General features: G+C 62.3%; 17 protein-coding genes. 9 read left to right on the top strand and 8 right to left on the bottom strand.

Features of this window, described 5'->3' with window-relative positions; translation table 11 throughout:
* Positions 1-127 precede the first annotated feature (127 nt).
* The 9 genes from ACEN9A_RS16365 (at position 128) to ACEN9A_RS16325 (ending at position 6969) form a co-directional block, all read left to right on the top strand.
* Positions 128-1450 carry an MFS transporter gene (locus ACEN9A_RS16365; protein WP_019650045.1) on the top strand — a complete coding sequence of 441 codons (1323 nt, stop codon included), beginning with the start codon at positions 128-130 and terminating at the stop codon, positions 1448-1450.
* A gap of 43 nt (positions 1451-1493) precedes the next feature.
* Entirely contained in the window at positions 1494-2486 is a 993-nt protein-coding gene (araD1, locus tag ACEN9A_RS16360; protein WP_258668654.1) for an AraD1 family protein, read from the top strand.
* Positions 2487-2496: 10 nt separating this feature from the next.
* Positions 2497-4077, top strand: coding sequence for an aldehyde dehydrogenase (NADP(+)) (locus ACEN9A_RS16355; protein WP_258668651.1), 1581 nt, complete (start codon positions 2497-2499; stop codon positions 4075-4077).
* Positions 4078-4262: 185 nt separating this feature from the next.
* Positions 4263-4559 carry a DUF5629 family protein gene (locus ACEN9A_RS16350; protein ID WP_018926173.1) on the top strand — a complete coding sequence of 99 codons (297 nt, stop codon included), beginning with the start codon at positions 4263-4265 and terminating at the stop codon, positions 4557-4559.
* Complete coding sequence (locus ACEN9A_RS16345) at positions 4552-5721, top strand: lactonase family protein (protein WP_258674186.1); 1170 nt, start codon at positions 4552-4554, stop codon at positions 5719-5721. Before ACEN9A_RS16350 ends, ACEN9A_RS16345 begins: the two co-directional genes overlap by 8 nt.
* A 155-nt stretch (positions 5722-5876) precedes the next feature.
* Positions 5877-6056 (top strand): hypothetical protein, encoded by a 180-nt coding sequence (locus ACEN9A_RS16340; RefSeq protein ID WP_019650041.1) that lies wholly within the window; start codon positions 5877-5879, stop codon positions 6054-6056.
* A gap of 205 nt (positions 6057-6261) precedes the next feature.
* Positions 6262-6387: a hypothetical protein gene (locus ACEN9A_RS16335; RefSeq protein ID WP_019579306.1), complete on the top strand. Its 126-nt coding sequence runs from the start codon at positions 6262-6264 to the stop codon at positions 6385-6387.
* A gap of 115 nt (positions 6388-6502) precedes the next feature.
* Positions 6503-6715 (top strand): hypothetical protein, encoded by a 213-nt coding sequence (locus tag ACEN9A_RS16330; protein ID WP_018926170.1) that lies wholly within the window; start codon positions 6503-6505, stop codon positions 6713-6715.
* The gene (locus ACEN9A_RS16325; protein WP_007941322.1) at positions 6712-6969 is read left to right on the top strand and encodes a hypothetical protein; all 258 of its coding nucleotides are present in this window, start codon (positions 6712-6714) and stop codon (positions 6967-6969) included. The genes ACEN9A_RS16330 and ACEN9A_RS16325 overlap by 4 nt, the downstream gene beginning before the upstream one ends.
* 166 nt (positions 6970-7135) lie before the next feature.
* On the opposite strand, the gene ACEN9A_RS16320 is transcribed toward ACEN9A_RS16325, so the two are convergent.
* The 8 genes from ACEN9A_RS16320 to ACEN9A_RS16285 form a co-directional block, all read right to left on the bottom strand.
* Positions 7136-7738 (bottom strand): glutathione S-transferase, encoded by a 603-nt coding sequence (locus tag ACEN9A_RS16320; protein WP_258668649.1) that lies wholly within the window; start codon positions 7736-7738, stop codon positions 7136-7138.
* Positions 7735-11376 carry an AAA family ATPase gene (locus ACEN9A_RS16315; RefSeq protein ID WP_258668647.1) on the bottom strand — a complete coding sequence of 1214 codons (3642 nt, stop codon included), beginning with the start codon at positions 11374-11376 and terminating at the stop codon, positions 7735-7737. Before ACEN9A_RS16315 ends, ACEN9A_RS16320 begins: the two co-directional genes overlap by 4 nt.
* The gene (locus tag ACEN9A_RS16310; RefSeq protein WP_258668645.1) at positions 11373-12617 is read right to left on the bottom strand and encodes an exonuclease SbcCD subunit D C-terminal domain-containing protein; all 1245 of its coding nucleotides are present in this window, start codon (positions 12615-12617) and stop codon (positions 11373-11375) included. The genes ACEN9A_RS16315 and ACEN9A_RS16310 overlap by 4 nt, the downstream gene beginning before the upstream one ends.
* Before the next feature lie 254 nt (positions 12618-12871).
* The gene (locus ACEN9A_RS16305) at positions 12872-14512 is read right to left on the bottom strand and encodes a BatD family protein (RefSeq protein ID WP_258668643.1); all 1641 of its coding nucleotides are present in this window, start codon (positions 14510-14512) and stop codon (positions 12872-12874) included.
* Positions 14509-16245 carry a vWA domain-containing protein gene (locus ACEN9A_RS16300; protein ID WP_258668641.1) on the bottom strand — a complete coding sequence of 579 codons (1737 nt, stop codon included), beginning with the start codon at positions 16243-16245 and terminating at the stop codon, positions 14509-14511. Before ACEN9A_RS16300 ends, ACEN9A_RS16305 begins: the two co-directional genes overlap by 4 nt.
* Positions 16242-17336: a vWA domain-containing protein gene (locus ACEN9A_RS16295; protein ID WP_064618194.1), complete on the bottom strand. Its 1095-nt coding sequence runs from the start codon at positions 17334-17336 to the stop codon at positions 16242-16244. Before ACEN9A_RS16295 ends, ACEN9A_RS16300 begins: the two co-directional genes overlap by 4 nt.
* A complete protein-coding gene (locus ACEN9A_RS16290; protein ID WP_258668639.1) occupies positions 17329-17823 on the bottom strand; it encodes a DUF4381 domain-containing protein in 495 nt (164 codons plus the stop codon). Before ACEN9A_RS16290 ends, ACEN9A_RS16295 begins: the two co-directional genes overlap by 8 nt.
* A complete protein-coding gene (locus ACEN9A_RS16285) occupies positions 17820-18764 on the bottom strand; it encodes a DUF58 domain-containing protein (RefSeq protein WP_019579297.1) in 945 nt (314 codons plus the stop codon). Before ACEN9A_RS16285 ends, ACEN9A_RS16290 begins: the two co-directional genes overlap by 4 nt.
* Between the last annotated feature and the right edge of the window lies 1 nt (position 18765).

The following is an 18765-nucleotide window of genomic DNA, read 5'->3' as shown; positions in this document are numbered from 1 at the left end:
GTTTGGAAGTGTTGTTGGTTAAATAGTAATACTATATAGTCGTTTTCAACGGAGGGATGGCCCTGATGGTTTTCCGCGAGAGGCGTCCCCCGAGGTTCTATAACAACAACAATCGGAGACCGAACTCATGAGCCAGGAATTGCGGCTTATCCGTCGCATCACGTTGAAACTGATTCCCTTCCTGATCCTGCTGTACCTGATCGCCTATGTGGATCGCTCCGCCGTGGGGTTCGCCAAGCTGCACATGGGCGCTGACGTCGGCATCGGTGACGCGGCTTACGGATTTGGCGCCGGGCTGTTCTTCATTGGCTACTTTCTGCTGGAGATCCCCAGCAACCTGATGCTCGACCGCTTCGGCGCCCGACGCTGGTTCGCGCGGATCATGGTCACCTGGGGCGCTATCACCATCGGCATGGCGTTCGTCCAGGGCCCGAACAGCTTCTATGTGATGCGTTTTCTGCTCGGAGCGGCCGAAGCCGGGTTCTTCCCGGGCGTGCTGTACTACATCACCCAATGGTTCCCGATTCGTCATCGCGGCAAGATCCTCGGGCTGTTCATCCTTTCCCAACCCATCGCAATGATGATCACCGGCCCGGTGTCCGGCGGCTTGCTCGGCATGGACGGCGTCCTTGGCCTGCACGGCTGGCAGTGGCTGTTCATCGTCATCGGTACGCCAGCGATCCTGCTGACCTGGCCGGTGCTGCGCTACTTGCCGGACGGCCCGGACCAAGTGAAATGGCTGGATCAATCCGAGAAAGACTGGCTGACCGGGGAGCTGAAAAAAGACCTCGCCGAATATGGCCAGACCTGCCACGGCAATCCGCTGCATGCACTGAAGGACAAACGGGTGTTGCTGCTGGCGCTGTTCTATCTGCCGGTGACCCTGAGCATCTATGGTCTCGGTTTGTGGCTGCCGACGCTGATCAAGCAGTTCGGTGGCACGGACCTGGTGACCGGGTTCGTGTCATCGGTGCCGTACATCTTCGGGATCATCGGTTTGCTGATCATTCCGCGCAGTTCCGACCGCCTGAATGATCGCTACGGTCATCTGGCGGTGCTGTATGTGTTGGGTGCCATCGGCCTGTTCCTCAGCGCCTGGCTGTCGGTGCCGGTGCTGCAACTGGCGGCGCTGTGCCTGGTGGCGTTCGCGCTGTTTTCCTGCACGGCGGTGTTCTGGACCTTGCCGGGGCGATTCTTCGCCGGCGCCAGTGCGGCGGCGGGGATCGCCTTGATCAACTCGGTGGGCAACCTCGGCGGCTACATCGGCCCGTTCGTGATCGGTGCGCTGAAGGAATACACCGGCAACCTGGCGTCGGGGCTGTACTTCCTGTCCTGCGTGATGGTGTTCGGCCTGGTCCTGACCGGCGTGGTGTATCGCCTGCTGGAGCGCAAGCACGTGCTGCCGGCCGACCAGTTCGCCGCCAGCGCTCGCGGTGCTACCCGCACCTGACGGGAAACTGGCCAACAAGTTCTGCATTAACAGGAGAAGGTTCATGCGTTTAGTTCAGTTCGAATTGAGTAATGGCGAGCGCCGCGTCGGCGTGGTCGAAGACGATCTGGTGCGCGAAGTGCGGGATGCGCACACGGTGCGGGATCTGGCGCTGGCGGCGATCGAGGCGGGGGTCAATCTTGAGCAACAGGTTCAAACCCTGGGGCTGGGCATCAGCCACAACTATGCCGAGCTGCTGGCCAAGCAGCGCATCCTGCCGCCGCTGGATCACCCGGACCCGGCGCATATGCTGGTCAGCGGCACCGGCCTGACCCATTTGGGCAGCGCCTCGGCCCGGGACAAAATGCATCAGCAGGCCGGCGACGAAGCGGCGATGACCGACACCATGCGCATCTTCAAATGGGGCGTGGAGGGTGGTAAACCCGCATCCGGCTGGGCTGGTGTGCAACCGGAATGGTTCTACAAGGGCGACGGCAGCATCGTCGTGCGACCGGGCAAACCGTTCCCGTTGCCGCCCTTTGCCGAAGATGCCGGGGAAGAGCCAGAGCTCAGCGGCCTCTATGTCATCGGCCACGACGGCAAACCGTATCGCCTCGGTTTTGCAGTGGGCAATGAGTTCTCCGATCACGTGATGGAACGCAAGAATTACCTTTACCTGGCTCATTCGAAACTGCGCAGTTGCAGCTATGGCCCGGAGCTTCGGGTCGGCGAATTGCCACAACACCTGGCGGGCACCAGCCGCATCCTGCGTGACGGCGAAGTGCTCTGGCAGAACGAGTTCCTCAGTGGCGAAGCCAACATGTGCCACAGCCTGGAAAACCTCGAGTATCACCATTTCAAGTACAGCCAGTTCCTGCGCCCCGGCGATGTGCACATTCACTTCTTCGGCACCGCGACCCTGTCCTTCGCCGACGGCATCCGTACCCGGCCGGGCGATGTGTTCGAGATCAGCCAGGCCGAGTTCGGCGCCCCCTTGATCAACGGCATCGCACCGGTTGAAGCGGCATTCGAACCCGGCACCGTCGGCACACTTTAAGGAGACACCCATGACCCGGATTCTTGGTCACAACTACATTGGCGGTGAGCGCAGCGCCGCTGGCACCGTCAAACTGCAGAGCGTCGATGCCAGCACTGGCGAGGCCTTGCCCCACGATTTCTTCCAGGCCACTGCTGCAGAAGTCGACGCCGCCGCGAAGGCTGCCGCCGCTGCTTACCCGGCCTATCGCAGCCTGAGCGCCGAGCGCCGTGCGCAATTTCTGGACGCGATTGCCGATGAACTGGACGCCCTGGGCGATGAGTTCGTGGCCGTGGTCTGCCGCGAAACCGCGTTGCCGGCGGCGCGGATTCAAGGTGAGCGTGGGCGCACCAGCGGCCAGATGCGTCTGTTCGCCAAGGTGCTGCGGCGTGGTGATTTCTATGGCGCGCGGATCGATCTGGCGCTGCCGGAACGCCAGCCACTGCCGCGTCCGGACCTGCGCCAATACCGCATTGGCCTGGGGCCGGTGGCGGTGTTTGGCGCGAGTAACTTTCCGTTGGCGTTTTCCACGGCGGGCGGCGATACCGCTGCCGCCTTGGCCGCCGGCTGCCCGGTGGTGTTCAAGGCCCACAGCGGCCACATGGCAACCGCTGAATGGGTGGCCGACGCGGTGATTCGCGCCGCTGAAAAAACCGCCATGCCGGCCGGTGTGTTCAACATGATCTACGGCGGTGGGGTAGGGGAAGCGCTGGTCAAGCATCCGGCGATTCAGGCGGTCGGTTTTACCGGTTCGCTGAAAGGCGGTCGGGCGCTGTGCGACATGGCTGCGGCACGGGCGCAGCCGATTCCGGTGTTTGCCGAGATGTCGAGCATCAACCCGGTGATCGTGTTGCCTCAGGCGCTGGAAGTTCGTAGTGAAATCATCGCCCGTGACCTCACGGCTTCGGTGGTGCAGGGCTGCGGGCAGTTCTGTACCAATCCGGGGCTGGTGATCGGCATTCGTTCGCCGCAGTTCAGTGCGTTCGTGCAACAGGTGGCCGGGCTGATCGGCGATCAGCCGGCGCAAACCATGCTCAACGCCGGCACCTTGAGCAGCTATGGCAAAGGCCTGCACAAGCTTCTCGCCCATCCGCAGATCGAGCACCTGGCCGGGAACCCGCAACAAGGCAATCAGGCGCAGCCGCAATTGTTCAAGGCAGATGTGAGCCTGTTGCTTGATGGCGACGAAGTGCTGCAAGAGGAAGTGTTCGGCCCGACCACGGTGTTTGTTGAAGTGGCGGATCAGGCGCAACTCAGTGCTGCGCTGAACGGCCTGCACGGGCAACTGACGGCAACGATTATCGGTGAGCCGGCGGACTTCGAACGCTTCGGTGAGCTGACGGCATTGCTGGAGCAGAAGGTCGGGCGGATCTTGCTCAACGGTTATCCGACCGGTGTGGAAGTCTGCGATTCGATGGTCCATGGCGGACCGTATCCAGCGACTTCCGATGCGCGCGGCACTTCGGTGGGCACCCTGGCCATCGACCGTTTCCTGCGCCCGGTGTGCTTCCAGAATTACCCCGATAGCCTGCTGCCGGACGCGTTGAAGAATGGCAATCCGTTGCGCATCCAACGTCTGGTCGATGGCAAACCATCGCGCGATGCTCTCTAGCCGCTGAACGCAACCCCCTGTGGCGAGGGGGCTTGCCCCCGTTTGGGTGCGTAGCACTCACAAAATCATTGGCACATCAGAGATATTGGGGCTGCTTTGCAGCCCAACGGGGGCAAGCCCCCTCGCCACAGTCCGCTCCCGCATTGAGCTATCATTGCGACTTTCCCATTCAAAGATTGACTGCCATGACTGCCGTAAACGACACCTTGCTCAACGCCCTCGAACATTGCGACATGCTGGAGATCGACGGGCTGCACGCTTTCGACTTCTCTCTCGATGAAGACGATAACCTGCACATCGAATGCATGGACGGTCGGGCGCTCAAGCGCTGGGAGTTCAGCATGGCGCAGATCAAGGCGGCGACTTTCGATCCCGATTTGAAGAGCTGGATCATCACCGGTGATTCCGGTGAACACCGGCTGGTGCCTATGGAAGCGTTTGGTGGTCAGGATGACGAGGACGAAACGAATGAGGATGCGTAACTTCTGGCCACTGTTGATCGCCGGCAGCGTCGGCGCGATGGGCGTGCAGGCGGCGCCGGTCGACAACTACGAGTTGCTGGTGGGGTCGTACACCGCCGGCCAGAGCCAGGGGATTTATCGCCTGAACTTCGACAGCCGCACCGGGCAGATCGACGCCAAGCCGCTGCAAGTGGTGAAGAGCGCCAACCCGTCCTGGCTGACCGTGTCCAAGGATCAACATCGCCTGTTCGCGGTCAACGAAAACGGCCCGGGGCAGGCCGATCCGGTAGGGCGCGTCAGCAGTTACGCAATCGATCCGAAAACCCATGAACTGAGCCTGATCAACCAGGTGCAGACCCTGGGCAACGAGCCGACGCATTCGAGCATCAGCGGTGATGCCAGTCATCTGTTTGTCAGCAACTACTCGGTGGCAGAAGATCCGGGCGGCACCCTGGCGGTGTTACCGGTGGGCAGCGATGGCGCGCTTAAACCGGTGGTGCAGATGAGCAGTCATCCGGCCAGCCGGGTCAACCCCGAGCGGCAGATGTCGGCGCACGTGCACTCGGTGGTTTCTTCGCCGGACGGCCACTACGTGTTTTCCAACGATCTGGGCGCGGACAAGATCTTTGTCTATCGCTTCGACCCCAAGGCCAATCCGGAACGGCCGTTGACCGCTGCCAAACCGGCGTCCGTCCAGTTGCCACCCGGCAGCGGGCCGCGACATTTGCTGTTCAGCGCCGATGGCAAGCACGCCTGGCTGACCATGGAGATGAGCGCGCAGGTGGCGGTGTTCGATTACAAGGACGGCCAACTCGAACAAACGCAGTTGGTCGATCTGGCGGCGGGGCTGCCCACATCGGGCAAGGCTGCGGCTGCGCTTCACGCCTCGGCCGATGGCAAGTTCCTTTATGTCAGTAACCGTGGCACCGCCAATCAGTTGCTGGTGTTCGCCATCGACCCGGCAACCGGCCACCTCAAGGAGCTTCAGCGCCGCTCGGTGGACGGCGATCACCCGCGCGAGTTCAGTCTCGACCCGAGCGGCAAGTTCGTGTTGATTGCCAACCAGAAGAGCAACCAGATTGTCGTCATCGAGCGTGACATCAAGACCGGTCTGTTGGGCAAAACCGTGCAAAAACTGCCGATGGATGCCCCGAGCGATCTCAAGTTCCTGCTGCGTCAATAGGCCGCAGGCCCCGGTTGATGGGGCCTGCAACCTTCTATTAATGAGACTGATATCGGCTAATGCTACAAAGCATTTCAAGGCGCCGACCCTCGGGAGTTAAGTTTGCTTCACGGCCCAACCGGGCAAGCAAGCCAACTGAATCGAGGAATACCGCCATGAACTTCAATCTCTTCTCTGTCATCGCCGCTTCCGCTATCTCTGCCACTGTTGCTCTGCCTGCCAGCGCCAACGTTGAGATCAGCGACAAAAAATCCCACACCCAAAGCTATACCCAGAAATACCTGCAACAGAGCGCCAACTTCTACGCCGCGCTGGATCACAAAACCCAACACTGAAATGTCAGCCCTGCACCCTTTATGCAGGAGCGAAGTCACTTGCCGATCGGCCCACAGGCGTCGAAAAGCGCCGAAGTGATGTCGCTCCTGCATAACGCATTTACGACAGCATCATATTGCTATCAATGTAGTGCTTGATATCACATGGCCATGTGTTTAAATTTGACGCTGATTTTTTGACTCCTTCCCTAAAAGGATCGACAGCATGGCGATGCGTCTGGCAGTGGTTCTCCTGTTTCTCTACTCCACCCCGATTCTGTCGGCTGCCCAGCCCGTTCCCAACGAGCCGGAAGCGGCCCGTGAGCGCTTGATGAGTTTTATCGAGGACTGAAACACGCCGGGTTAAAGATCAATAAAACTGATAGCTACTATGCATAAAGGTCGCTAGTTATCTTCTGTTTTTTGATCGATTCTGTGGGCACTGAAACATGCCCACGGAGAACACCATGGCCAGCACCATCCTCACTTCTGCCAAACACGGCGCCTACCTGGCCATTGGTCTTTACGTGGCCATGGTGTTGGTCGTCAGCCTTTCGGCTCAATCGCAACACAGCCTTCAAGCACCGATTCAGGTCGCTTATCCCGGTATCCAGTTCGAACACCGCGCTCAACATGCGGTGGTTGATGACGTCGACTTGGCGGGAGTGGCAGGGGCATGAAAGGACGTAGACTCTGGGTCATCGCTTTCCTGGCGTTCATGACCAACGGCGCTTCATTGTTGGGGATCGGGCAGGGCTCGGCGGGGTCGGTGGCGCGGGCCATCGAATGCAACCACAACATCGCCCACAACATCCAGACCGCCAAAGCGCTGGAGTTGCTGGTGGGTAATCCGCCGAGCAAATCCAATGGCGAATTTTTCGGGCCATTCCAGGTGGATTGCTCGGCGTTGGGGATGTGCTCGGTGTTGGCCTGAATCCCCGGCCGATGAAGTCAAATGTGGCGAGGGGGCTTGCCCCCGTTCGGCTGCGCAGCAGTCGTAAAACCGGCGACTGAGGTTCATCTGACAAATCGCGATAACCTGATTCAGGGCTGCTTCGCACCCCAACGGGGGCAAGCCCCCTCGCCACAAAGGAATGCTGTTATTTTTGCTTTGCCATCACGTCAGCAAACAGATCTGAGTCGATGAACCGCTGCAACCAGCCCTGCAATCGCACATAAGGCGTCTGCCCGAACCACTCGCGATCCACATGGGCGAATTGCCTCACGAACGGCATCAAGGCGACATCCGCCAGGCTCGGGTGCGTGGCCAGCAAGTAGTCGCGCCCCTCCAGCAACTGATCCAGCTTGCGCAAGAACACCTCGCCCTCGGCGCGATAAAACGTCATCGGCTGCTCGGGATAACGCTCGGCGTATTTGTAGCGATTGAGGTGCACCTTGAACACCGAATCGTTTTCTTCGATCAGCCCGCCGATGTATTGCTGCCCGACAGGGTCATCCTTGAGCAGCCAGTCCTGCGGATCGTTCTGCGCCAGCGCCCAGCGCATGATTTCCAGGCTTTCATCGATCACCCGGCCATCCACGCTCAGCACCGGCACCGTGCCTTTGCTCGACAGCGCGAGCATTTCGGCCGGTTTGGCCTTGAGGCTGACCTCGACGATATTCACTGCAACCCCCGAATAGCGCAGGGCCATGCGAGCGCGCATGGCGTAGGGGCAGCGGCGGAACGAATACAGCGTATTCATTTCACCTCCAGGGTACTCAGGCCGTTGCCCTGACGGTGGACCTGGATCTGCACCGGAATCCGTTCATGCATTTCCTGTACGTGGGAAATCACCGCGACCTTGCGTCCCTGCGCTTGCAGGCCGTCGAGGGCGTCCATGGCCAGTTGCAGGGATTCGGGGTCGAGGCTACCGAAGCCTTCGTCGATGAACAGCGATTCGATTTTCAGCGTGCTCGATGCCATCGATGCCAAACCGAGCGCCAGCGCCAGCGACACCAGGAACGTCTCGCCACCGGACAGCGAATGCACCGAGCGCAGTTCATCGCCCATCTCGGTGTCCATCACTAATAACCCGAGCATGCTGCCGCCCCGTTTCAGGCGATAGCGCCGCACCAGTTGCCGCAACTGGACGTTGGCGTGATGCACCAGCAGGTCGAGGTTGTAGGCCTGGGCGATTTTGCGGAAGGTGTCGCCGGTGGCCGAACCGATCAGCGCACTCAAGCGCGCCCAGCGCTGGTACTCGGCGTAGGCGTCGGCGATCTGCTGCGCCAGCGCCTGATTGGCGTTTTGTCGACGCTGATCTTCGGTTTGTTCGGCACGCAATTCGGCGCAGCGATGCTCGCTGGCGGCGAACAGGTTTTGCAGCTCGGCCAGTGCCGTGGCCAGTTGTCCGGCGTCCAGGTTGCCGTTGTGCTGCGCCTGATGATCGCGCAAGCGCTGATCCCGCTCCTGCAACAGCACCTTGGCTTGCGCGATGTCTTGTTCGCTTTGCTGCAATCGTTGACGCAGCTCGCTGAGCTGTTGGTCGTTGACGCCGAGCAGCGCTTCCAGCCCACCGTCGTCCAGTTCTGGATGCTGCGCGCGCCAGTCGGCGATCTTGCTGCTCAGCTCGCGGTCTTCGCTTTCCAGGGCTTGCGCACGTTCTTGTTGTGCCTTGAGTTCGGCGGCCAGTTGCACCAGCCCTGTGCGCACGCTTTGCAGTTCCTGATTGGCCGTCGCTTCGGCATTGCGTGCCTGCTCGACGGCCTGATCCAGTTGCTGCTGCCATTGTTCGGCGCTGGCGTGTTCACCCAGCAGTTGCGTCAGTTTTTCCTGGCAAGCCTGTTGTTGCCCGGCCAGCGCGGTGAACTGCTGCTGCGCGGCGTCCAGCTGCTGGGCGCGGGTCTGCTGGCGGTCCTGCTCTTTGTCCAGCGTCTGCTGGCGTTGTTGCTGTTCATCGAGTTCATCGCGCTGCTGCTCGAGTTGTTGCAGACGCTGGGCGATCTGCCGGTCGAGCTGCATGAAAGTCGCGGCGGGTTCATTGCGCAGGGCTTCCAGCGTCTCGGCTGGCAGCAGGCTGCTGAACGCGCTCAGTTCTTCGTCCAGGCGTTGGCGATCGCTGCTCAACTCCCGTTGCTGGTTGAGCAGGTGTTGTGTCGCCTGTTGGTTCGCCGCTTCGGCGCTGCGCAGTTGTTGCGCCAGGCGCGCGGCATCTTGTTGCAGGGTGAGCAGGGCGGTTTGCCGCTGTTCGTCCTGGGTGATGCTCTGGTTCAACTGGCTGCTTTGTTGGCTCAGCCAGGCATCGCGTTTGTTCGCGTCCTGGGCCAACAGTTGGGCGGACAACGGGTGCGCTTCCAGGCTAGGCGCCAGGCTCTGTTGTTGAGTGGCGAGTTGTTCTTGCTGCTGCAGCAATTCCTTTTGTTGAGCAATCAAGCCGCCAACTTCTGCGCGCAGCTCGGTGAGTTTTTCCTTGAGCAGGTCGACGGCTTTCTGGGCGTTGGCCTGTTCGCTTTCATCGTGGCGGCCGAGGCTTTGCAGCAAGGCTTCGGGCTGATGATAAGGATGGTCCAGGCTGCCACAAACCGGGCACGGCTGATCGTCCAGCAGTTGCGCACGCAGTTCTTCGACGCTGGCACTGCGCGCCAGGCGCTGACGTTCCAGCAGTTCGCGGGTGACGGTCAGGGTCTGTTCGGCGATCGTCAATTCGGTCTTGGTCTTCACCCCGTCCTGGGTCAGACGATCACGCTCTTGCTGAGCGGCGACTTGGCGCTGCTGAAGTTCGGTGCCGCGCTTGTCCAGTTCCTGTTGGCTGGCCCACAGCCGCGTCAGTTCTTCAACGGCCCGCAGTTGCTTGCGGTTGTCCTGTAGCAGGCTGCCGAGGATCTGAATCTGCTCGGCCACGGCTTCGGGTTCGGCGCCAGCCTCTTTGTACAGCAGCTCAAGGTTCTGGCGTTGAGCGGCCAGATCCTCGGCGGCGCGGGTGGCGCTTTGCTCCAGGGCAGCCAGTTCGGACTGGCCCTTGTTCAGGCGATTGCCGATCAGCATCAGTTGCTGCAGACGATCGCGGTAGGCGTTCCAGGCATCGCTCAGCGGCGCCAGATGAGTGCTTTGCTCAAGCTCACCGGCAATTTGCTGCAACCGTTCTGCGACTTGTTTCTGCTGGTCGAGCAAACCCTGAATCGTGCTTTGGCCCTGAGCGCAGGCCAGTTCTGCCTGCTGCTTGAGGTCGGCACTGAGGCTGGCGTCGTTGACCAGGCGGGCGAGGGTGCTTTGCTCTTCGAAGGCCTGACGCAGTAGTGGCGCGCTGTTGCTGTGTTGGCTCTGCGCTTCAACCAGCGCCGTTTGCGCCGCGCTCAGACTGTGTTCGAGCTGAGCCTGACGCGCGCTCAGTTCGGTTTGCTGTTGGGTATGCTGCTGAATCTGCGCCGCCAGCGGTGCGAGCTGGGTGGTCAATTCGGTCTTTCGCGCGAATTGGTGCCGTTGCGGGGCCAGTTGCTCCAGACGGGTCAGCTTCAAGCGCTCGCTAGCCAGGCTGTCCCAGTGTTGTTGGGCGGATTGCAGTTGCTCGGTGGCGCTCTGTTGCGCGTCCTGCAACTGGCGCAGGTCCTTGAGCCAGGTGTGTTGCAACTCCAATTGCTTGAGCTGCGCCTGCTGGGTCTTGAGTTGCTGCTGCGCGTCATTGAAGCGCTCATCGAGCTCGGCCCGGGCTTCAGGCGACAGTGGCGTGACCCCAGTGGCCTGGTCCTGCAACAGCTTGTGGGCTTCGCGCGCTTCTTTGGTCTTGTCGAAGGCGCGGCGACCGAGGCGGGTGTAGAGCGCGGTGTCGGTGAGCTTTTCCAGCAGTTCGCTGCGGTCGTTGTCGTCCGCCTTGAGGAACGCACTGAACTCGCTCTGCGCCAACAACACGGCGCGGGTGAACTGTTCGAAGTTCAGGCCCAGTACGGACTCGATCTGACTCTTGAATTCAAGTTTCTGGCTGGCGAGCAGTTGATCCTGATCGATGTCGCGCAGGCTCTGGCGACTGGCTTGCAGCTTGCCAGCAGCCTTTTCCCTGGCGCGATTGGCTTCCCAGCGCGCGCGATAACGGCGGCCATCGATGCCAACAAAATCCACTTCGGCAAAGCCTTCACCGGTGCCGCGACGCAACAGCGTACGCGGATCGCCAGTGCTGATTTCACCATCGGCGTCCGGGGTTTTGGCGGAAGCTTGAGCGTTGTTCAGCCGCGGCACGGCGCCAAACAGCGCCAGGCACAGCGCATCGAGCAGGGTGCTTTTGCCGGCGCCGGTCGGCCCGGTAATCGCAAACAGGCCGGCACTGGCCAAGGGTTCGGCGGTGAAGTCGATTTCAAATGGCCCGGCCAGGGAGGCGAGGTTTTTCAGGCGGATCGCGAGGATTTTCATGGCTGTTCGCTCTCCATCTGCACGTCTTGCAGCAGCTCGGCGAAGTCCCTGAGCGTTTGCTCGTCGACCTCGCTGCCATAGTTGTCCTGCCAGGCGCGGCTGAACAGTTCCTGCGGCGTCAGTTGGTCCAGTTCGATCAAGGTGGCGCCGTCCTCGACGCCGTCGCGGCTGCCGTTGCCGGCGTATTCGGCGGCAATCCGCACCAGCCGTACCGCTTTGCCTTGCAGGGCTGTTTCCACTTGATGGCGCAGGTCCGGTTGCGGCTCGTCGAGACGCACCCGCACTTCCAGCCACGGCTGGCGCTGGATGTCGGCGAGCAGGTCGATGTTGGGCAGGTCGGCCAGTTGCAGCAGGATTTCCGCCAGCGGCGCGGGGCCGAGGCGTTGCAGGTTCACTGGTCGGGGAATGAGCTTCGGTTCGACGCTGAGCAGGGTTTCGCCATCCAGTTTGATGTCGAGAATCTGATGCTGATAACCGATCTCGGAGAATGACAACGGAATCGGCGAGCCGCTGTAGCGGATGCGTTCTTCGCCGTTGACCTTCTGCGGCTTGTGCAAATGCCCGAGGGCGACATAGCTGATGCTCGGTCCGAACAGGCTGGCGGGCAGGGCTTCGGCGTTGCCGATGATCAGGCTGCGCTCGGAGTCCTCGGAAACCGAACCGCCGGCCATGTGCGCATGGCTGATAGCGATCAGCGCCTGACCCGGCTTGCGCTTGGCGTTCGCCGCCTCGATCAGCCATTCGTGAACCTGGCCGATGCCGCGCAAATAGTTGTCACCCAGCTGCGCGCCGGTCACTTCGGCGGGGCGCAGGAACGGCAGCGCCAGGCACCAGGCAGCGATTGCGCCGCTGGCATCCGGCAACGGCAGCAACAGGCGTTCGGCATCCAGTTGACCGTCATCCAGCCACAGCACGCGACCCAAGGCGTGAGTGCGCAAGCGGCGCATCAACGGCGCGGGCAGTTCGATCCGCGAGCCGGAGTCGTGGTTGCCGGCGATCATCACGATAGTCAGCAACGGCTGCTGCTCGTGGGCGCTGACGATGAAATCGTAGAGGCGCTCCTGGGCTTTGACCGGCGGGTTGACCGTGTCGAAGATATCGCCGGCAATCAGCAGCACATCGGGCTGCTCCAGCTTCAGCTGACGCAGCAGCCAGTCGAGAAAGCAGGCATGCTCGAAATCGCGCTCCTGGCCGTGCAGGTTCTGCCCAAGGTGCCAGTCGGAGGTGTGGAACAGACGCAAGGCGTACTCCGCAACAAAATAAGGTGATGGCCGCAAGAAGAATGATGGCGGCTAAAGAGGGGAGAGTTTACTGGCAAACACATGGGATGTGGTCAGGCACTGATTTTGTGGCGAGGGGGCTTGCCCCCGTTCGGCTGCGAAGCAGTCGTGAATCCAGGCGACTCGGTGGCACTGAAGAATTGTAAGGGGCGCTTCGCACCCCAACGGGGGCAAGCCCCCTCGCCACAAAAGCCCCTTCATCCCATTGGTCGGGACTATTTAGGATAAAGCGGCGGCAACCCGCTGTCGCCGACCACGCCTTGAACCCCTTCGGCCGTCGGGATCGCCCGGATGGCGCGCCAGAGTTCTTCGCCTTGCCAGTACTGGCCGGTTTCGCTGTAGAGCGCGCCGTTCAGGCCGTCGAGGGCATCGGACAGCGGTACGAAGCGGGCGGCCATGTCGGCCAGGGTTTCCGGTTGTTGCCGGGCCCAGGCGTCGAGGGCCTGGCGGGTGGCGTGGGTGTCGTTGGCCTGGCAGGCGCGTTTGAGGTCGTCGAGCAGCGTGCGAGGGCTCGGGCCGGTCTGCGCTGCCCGCAGGACTGCCGGTTGCGAGCGGGCGCGCCACCAGAGGCCGAAGCCCAGCAGGGTGGTACAGGCCAGAATTGCCGTGCTGAGTTTCCACCACCAAAGGGCTTCGTTGCTGGCGCCGGACATCACCAGCGGGCTGCTCGCCGGGGCGTCGACGATCAGGCTCGGATTGCTCGCCACTTGCAGCGTGCGGGCCGGCAGGCTGGTGTGTTCCAGGTGATCCTCGAAGGTGTTCCACCAGACCACTTCAACGCTCGGCAAGTCGATGTCGCCGGTGCGGATCGGAACCAGGGCTTCACGGTCCTCGCGACTGCCGACCAAGCCACGCTCCCCGCTCTGGTTGCTCAGCACCGGTTGATCCGGGTAGCGCCGCAGGCCGTTGATCTCGGTGGCGGGCAATGGTGGCAGTTGAGAACTGGCGAGGCCTTCGGCGCTCAAGGTCAGGCTGCGGGTCAGCGAGTCGCCGACCTGCGCATGATCCGGTTCCGGGCTCCAGCTTTCACTCAGGCTCAGGCTGCGGGCCGGCAGCCAGGGAGCATCGGCTGGATAACTGCCGGGCTTGGCCTTGACCGTCAGCAGAATCTCGGTGGAACTGACGCGCATCAATTTGCCCGGTTTTGGCCCCTGGGGCGATCCGTCCTGGGACGGTTGGGCATCGACCAATGTGGCACTGAATACCTGCGCCGGAATGGTCAGCACGCCGCTGTGCTGCGGGTAAATCGCGTAGCGCATTTCGATCACGCCGTGGCGCAGGCCGTTGATCGCTTTCTCGTAGGTGCGCGACTCGCCCAGTTGTTCGATGCGCGCATCGGGAATCTGCAACGGGGTCAGGCTGCTGTCGTCGTACAGCGACACCGAATGATAAATGCGCAAGGTCAGGATCGCCTGAGCCTGCACATAGACGCTGTTCTGGTCGAGGCTGGCTTCGATGAACACCGGCGCCAGCGTGTTGCTGCTGTCCTGGGTTTCGCTTTCTATCACCTGCACGGTAATCGGTTGGCTCTGCGCCTCGCCCAGTTGCAGTGACGGAATCACCACACTGCCGTTCTGCCGGGGCAGCAGGGTGATGATCCAGCGGGTGGTCGCTTGAGTGTTGCCGTTGAGGGTGTTCGGTTGGTTGACCTGACGGGTACCGCGCACCTCGAACTGCGGTTCCAGCGGAGTCAGGTCGGGTTTGCCGAACTGGGTCACGTCGCTGGATTCCAGAGTCAGTTCGACCGTCTCCCCGGAATTCAGGCGACTGCGATCGACACTGGCGACCAGTCCCGCAGCCTGGGCCTGAGCGGTCCAGAAAAGCAGTGCAAGCAAGAAGGCGGTGAAGCGGGTCATCGAGTTTTTCCCTGATCCTGATGTTGTTGCTGTTCGTACCAGAATTTGCGCCTGAGCAGTTCGCCGGGATCATCCGGGATCTTGCGCAGCCATTGCTCCAACGCCTGTTGCTGTTCGCCTTCGAGCATGTCGCTGGCGGGGCGCCGTGGTGGCGTGGTGCTTTGTTCATCCCCCAATTCGCTGCCCGGAACTTCATTGGCGCCCGGTTGCGGTGGTGCCGTGGGCGGCTGCTCGGCGTCCGGCGTGGCCTGTTGGGCATCGGTTTTCGGCTCGCCATCGCTCGGCTGGGTGGCGCTGCCCGGTGGCGGTTCCTGAGGCATGGTTTCGGTTTCGCCCTCGGCGGTTTTGTCCGGCTCGACGGGCGATGTAGCGGTTTTCTGCTTGAGCAGCGTTTCCACCAGAGCCTTGTTGGTCAGCGCCGGGCGCAGGTCTGGCTGAAGTTCCAGCGCTTGCTCATAAGCGTCCAGCGCTGCTTCCAGTTCGCCGCTCTTGGCCAGCGCGTTACCCCGATTGTAGTGGGCGTGGGCGTCGTTGCCTTGGGCAAACCGCTGGGCGGCGCCACTGTAGTCGCCGGCTTCATAGAGCGCCACACCTTGCCATTGCGGGTCTTCGAAATGCTGCGCGGCTTCGGCAGGGCGCTTTTGTTTGAGCAAGTGCAAACCCTGCTGATCGGGCCGCAGCCACAGGTCTTCGAAATCGAAGGCGTAACTCGGTTGCGGCAGCAGGAACAGCAGCGGCAAGCAGAACAGCCAGCCGCGACGCCCGGCACAGGCGGCCAGCAACAACAATGGCAGCAGCAGCCAGTAGCCTTGATCGGCCCAGGTGTCGAGGCGCAACGTCTGGCCGTCGTTACGCAGGTCCCGTGGGCCGTCGAGCAGGCCGAGGTCGCGCAGGTCGGCATCGTCCAGGCGTGCCTGGGCGTAACGTCCACCCAGGCCATTGGCAAAGGCTTTCAGGCTGGGGCCGTCCAGATGCGGCACCAGAATCGCGCCCTGATCGTCCTTGAGGAAACTGCCGTCGTCCTGCGCGACCGGCGCACCTTCGGCGGTACCGATGCCGAGCATCAGAAATTGTGTGGACTTGGCGTCCAGCGACTGACGAATCCCTTGGCGTTCGTGTTCCGTCAGCGACGAACCGATCAGCAGGATCCGCCCCTGGCCGAGGGCGCCCCGATCCAGCAGCGTCAGGGCCTTGGCCACCGCCAGATCGGCGCGATGACCGGCCTGGGGCATCAGCGACGGCTTGAGTGCATCCAAAAGATTGCGGCTGGTCGACAGGTCGTCCGACAGTGGCACCAGCGTGTGGGCGCTGCCGGCGTAGACGACGATGGCGGTCTGCGCGTCGCTGCGGTTTTGCAGCAGATCCAGCAGTTTGCGCCGAGCCTGTTCCAATCGGTTTGGCGCAACGTCGGTGGCGAGCATTTCCGGGGTCAACTCAAGCAACACCACCAGCGGGTCAGCGGGTTTTTGGCCGGTTTGCTCGACGCGTTGCCAGCTCGGCCCCAGCAGGGCCAGCACAGTCAGCACCCAGGCCAGGCCCAGGGCGACCCACGGCAGTTTGCTCTCGCGACCGCTGCCACCACTGAGCAACGCGGCATGGAAGGCCGGTGGCAGAATCATTTGCCAGCGACCCGCGCGCTTCTGCCGGTGCCAGAGTTGCCAGAGCAACCAGCCCAGCAACGGCAGCAATAGCAGCCACCAAGGGCGGAACCAGTATGGCCAGAGAGCGATCATCGGCGCCTCCGCAGACGCAGGCGTTTGAGGCGCTGACGCCAGTCGGGCAGTTGCGTATGCAGAAACCGCTCTTTGGTAAACAGCTTCTTGGTGAATAGACGTTGCAACGGGTTATCCGGCCAGCGCTCACGGATCACCAGCAGCATGCTCAACAGTAGCGCCATCGCCAGAGGCCAGTGATACAACGCCTGGGCCGGACGGGCCTGCGTAGGTTGCTGGGCCACCGGTTCCAGTTTGTCGAGGGTGGTCTTGATCGCCTGCAATTCCTGGCCGTCGCGGGCGCGGAAATACTGGCCTCCGGTGGCTTGGGCAATGGCTTTCAAGGCCGGCTCGTCGAGGTCCAGGCTCGGGTTGATACCCAGGAAGCCCAGGGTGCCGCTTTGTTCCGGGTCGGCGCCAATGCCGATCGGGTAGATTTTTACGCCTTCATTCGCCGCCAGGCGTGCGGCGGTCAGCGGATCGATTTCGCCGCCATTGTTGGCACCGTCGGTGACCAGAATCAGTACGCGGCTTTGTGCCGGGCGTTGGCGCAGGCGTTTGAGGGCCAGGCCGATGGCGTCGCCGATGGCGGTGTTCTTGCCGGCGATGCCGATTCGCGCTTCGTCGAGCCAGACACGCACGGTATGGCGGTCGAAGGTCAGCGGCGCTTGCAGATAGGCCTGGCTGCCGAACAGGATCAACCCGACCCGGTCGCCATCGCGACTTTCGAGAAAATCACCGAGCAAATGCTGCACCAGTGACAGTCGGCTGACGTCTTCGTCCTGCCACTGCATGTCGGGGAAGTCCATTGAGCCGGAGACGTCCACCGCCACCAGCAAATCGCGGCCACTGGCGGCAATCGGTAGCGGTTCGCCGAGCCATTGCGGGCGCGCTGCGGCGATCAGCAGCAACAGCCACATCAGAATGAACGGGGCTTGCTGGCGCCAGGTCGGCAGGTTGGCCCGGGCGCGGCGGCGAGCGAGGCCTTCGAGGTCGCTGAGGAAGCTGACCTTGAGCGCCGGTTCGCCACTGTCGGCCACCGGCAACAGCACCCGCATCAACCACGGTAGCGGCAGCAGGGCGAAAATCCACGGCCAGGCGAACTCAAACATGTTTGCGAATCCAGGTGTCGACGGCTTGAGTCAGGCCGGCGATGGCCTTGTCGTCGAGTTTGCATTCGGGCTTGTAGGCACCTTCCACCAACACCATCCAGCGCGTGAGGCCGGCAGCCGGGCAGCGGTTATCAAGGAACGCCAGCCATTGGCGCCCGTTGAGGGTGTGGCTCTGGCTATAGGGGTAGTGGTTGCGGCACAGGCGTTTGAGCAAGCCATTGAGTTGCTGCAGCCAGGCACCGGCCGGGGCGCCGTCGTAGGGTTTGGGCATCAACGCGAGTTCGGCCAGGGCGGCGAGGCGCACCGGGTCCAGCGGTTGTTCGGCACGGACGATCGGGCGCTTGTCCGGAATGAAGCGTCGCAACTGCCATGCGCCGAAACCGATCACCGGCAGCAACAACAGCAGCAGCCACCAGCCCGGTGCCGGCGGCCAGAAACCGATCGGTGGCGGGGAAATCAACGGTTGCAGTTGATCGAGGCTGCTCATCGACCTTTCCCCGGACGTTGTGGGTTCAGGTATTCGCGCAATTGCTCGACCATCTCGCTTTGGGTGCTCAACGGCATCAGCAACACCCGTAGCTTCTGCGCCAGCAATTCCCAGCGGGCGATGCGCGCTTCCGCTTGGGCGCGGTAGGCCTGGCGCAGGTCGAAATTCAAGGTGTCGAGTTCCAGTTGTGCGCCGTGTTCAGCAAAACGAAGCAGACCGGCGGCGGGCAGGGCGTGATCCAGCGGGTCGGACACCGGCAACAGCAACAGGTCGCAATGGCGCGACAACAGGCTCAGCTGTTGTTCTGCACTGTCGGACAGGGCGCGTTCGTCGCAGATCACGATCACCAGGCTGCCGGGGCGCAGCACTTCCCGGGCGCGGCGCAGGGCAATGCCGAAGGCGTCGCGGTCCGGCTCGCGTTCGGTGTGCAGCGACTGATTGACCCGCACCAGCCGGTTGAGCAGTTGCAGTAGGCTCTGCTTACTGCGTCGTGGCTTGATTTCGTAATGCTCGTTGTCGCCGAACACCAGCCCGCCGACCCGGTCGTTGTGCCCCAGCGCGGCCCAGCCAATCAGGCTCGCGGCCTGGGCGGCCAGCACCGACTTGAACATCAACCCGGAGCCGAAAAACAGCCGACGGCTCTGTTCGACCATGATGAAGATCGGCCGCTCACGTTCCTCATGGAACAGCTTGGTGTGCGGTTCCTGGGTCCGGGCGGTGACGCGCCAGTCGATGCTGCGCACATCATCGCCGGCCTGATAGACCCGCACCTGATCGAAGTCCACCCCGCGCCCGCGCAGTTTGGAGTGGTGCAGGCCGATCAGCGGGCTGCGCTGGCTCGGCGTGGAAAACAGCTGCACTTCGCGCACGCGATGGCGCATCTCGATCAGCTCGGCGAGGCTGATGCGGATGCCCGGCTCGGGCGGCAGAAGGGTGTTCATC

This window comes from Pseudomonas sp. Pseusp18 (assembly GCF_059506005.1).
The sequence above is the reverse complement of the archived record's forward strand: the minus strand, read 5'-3'. Positions and strand labels throughout refer to the sequence as shown.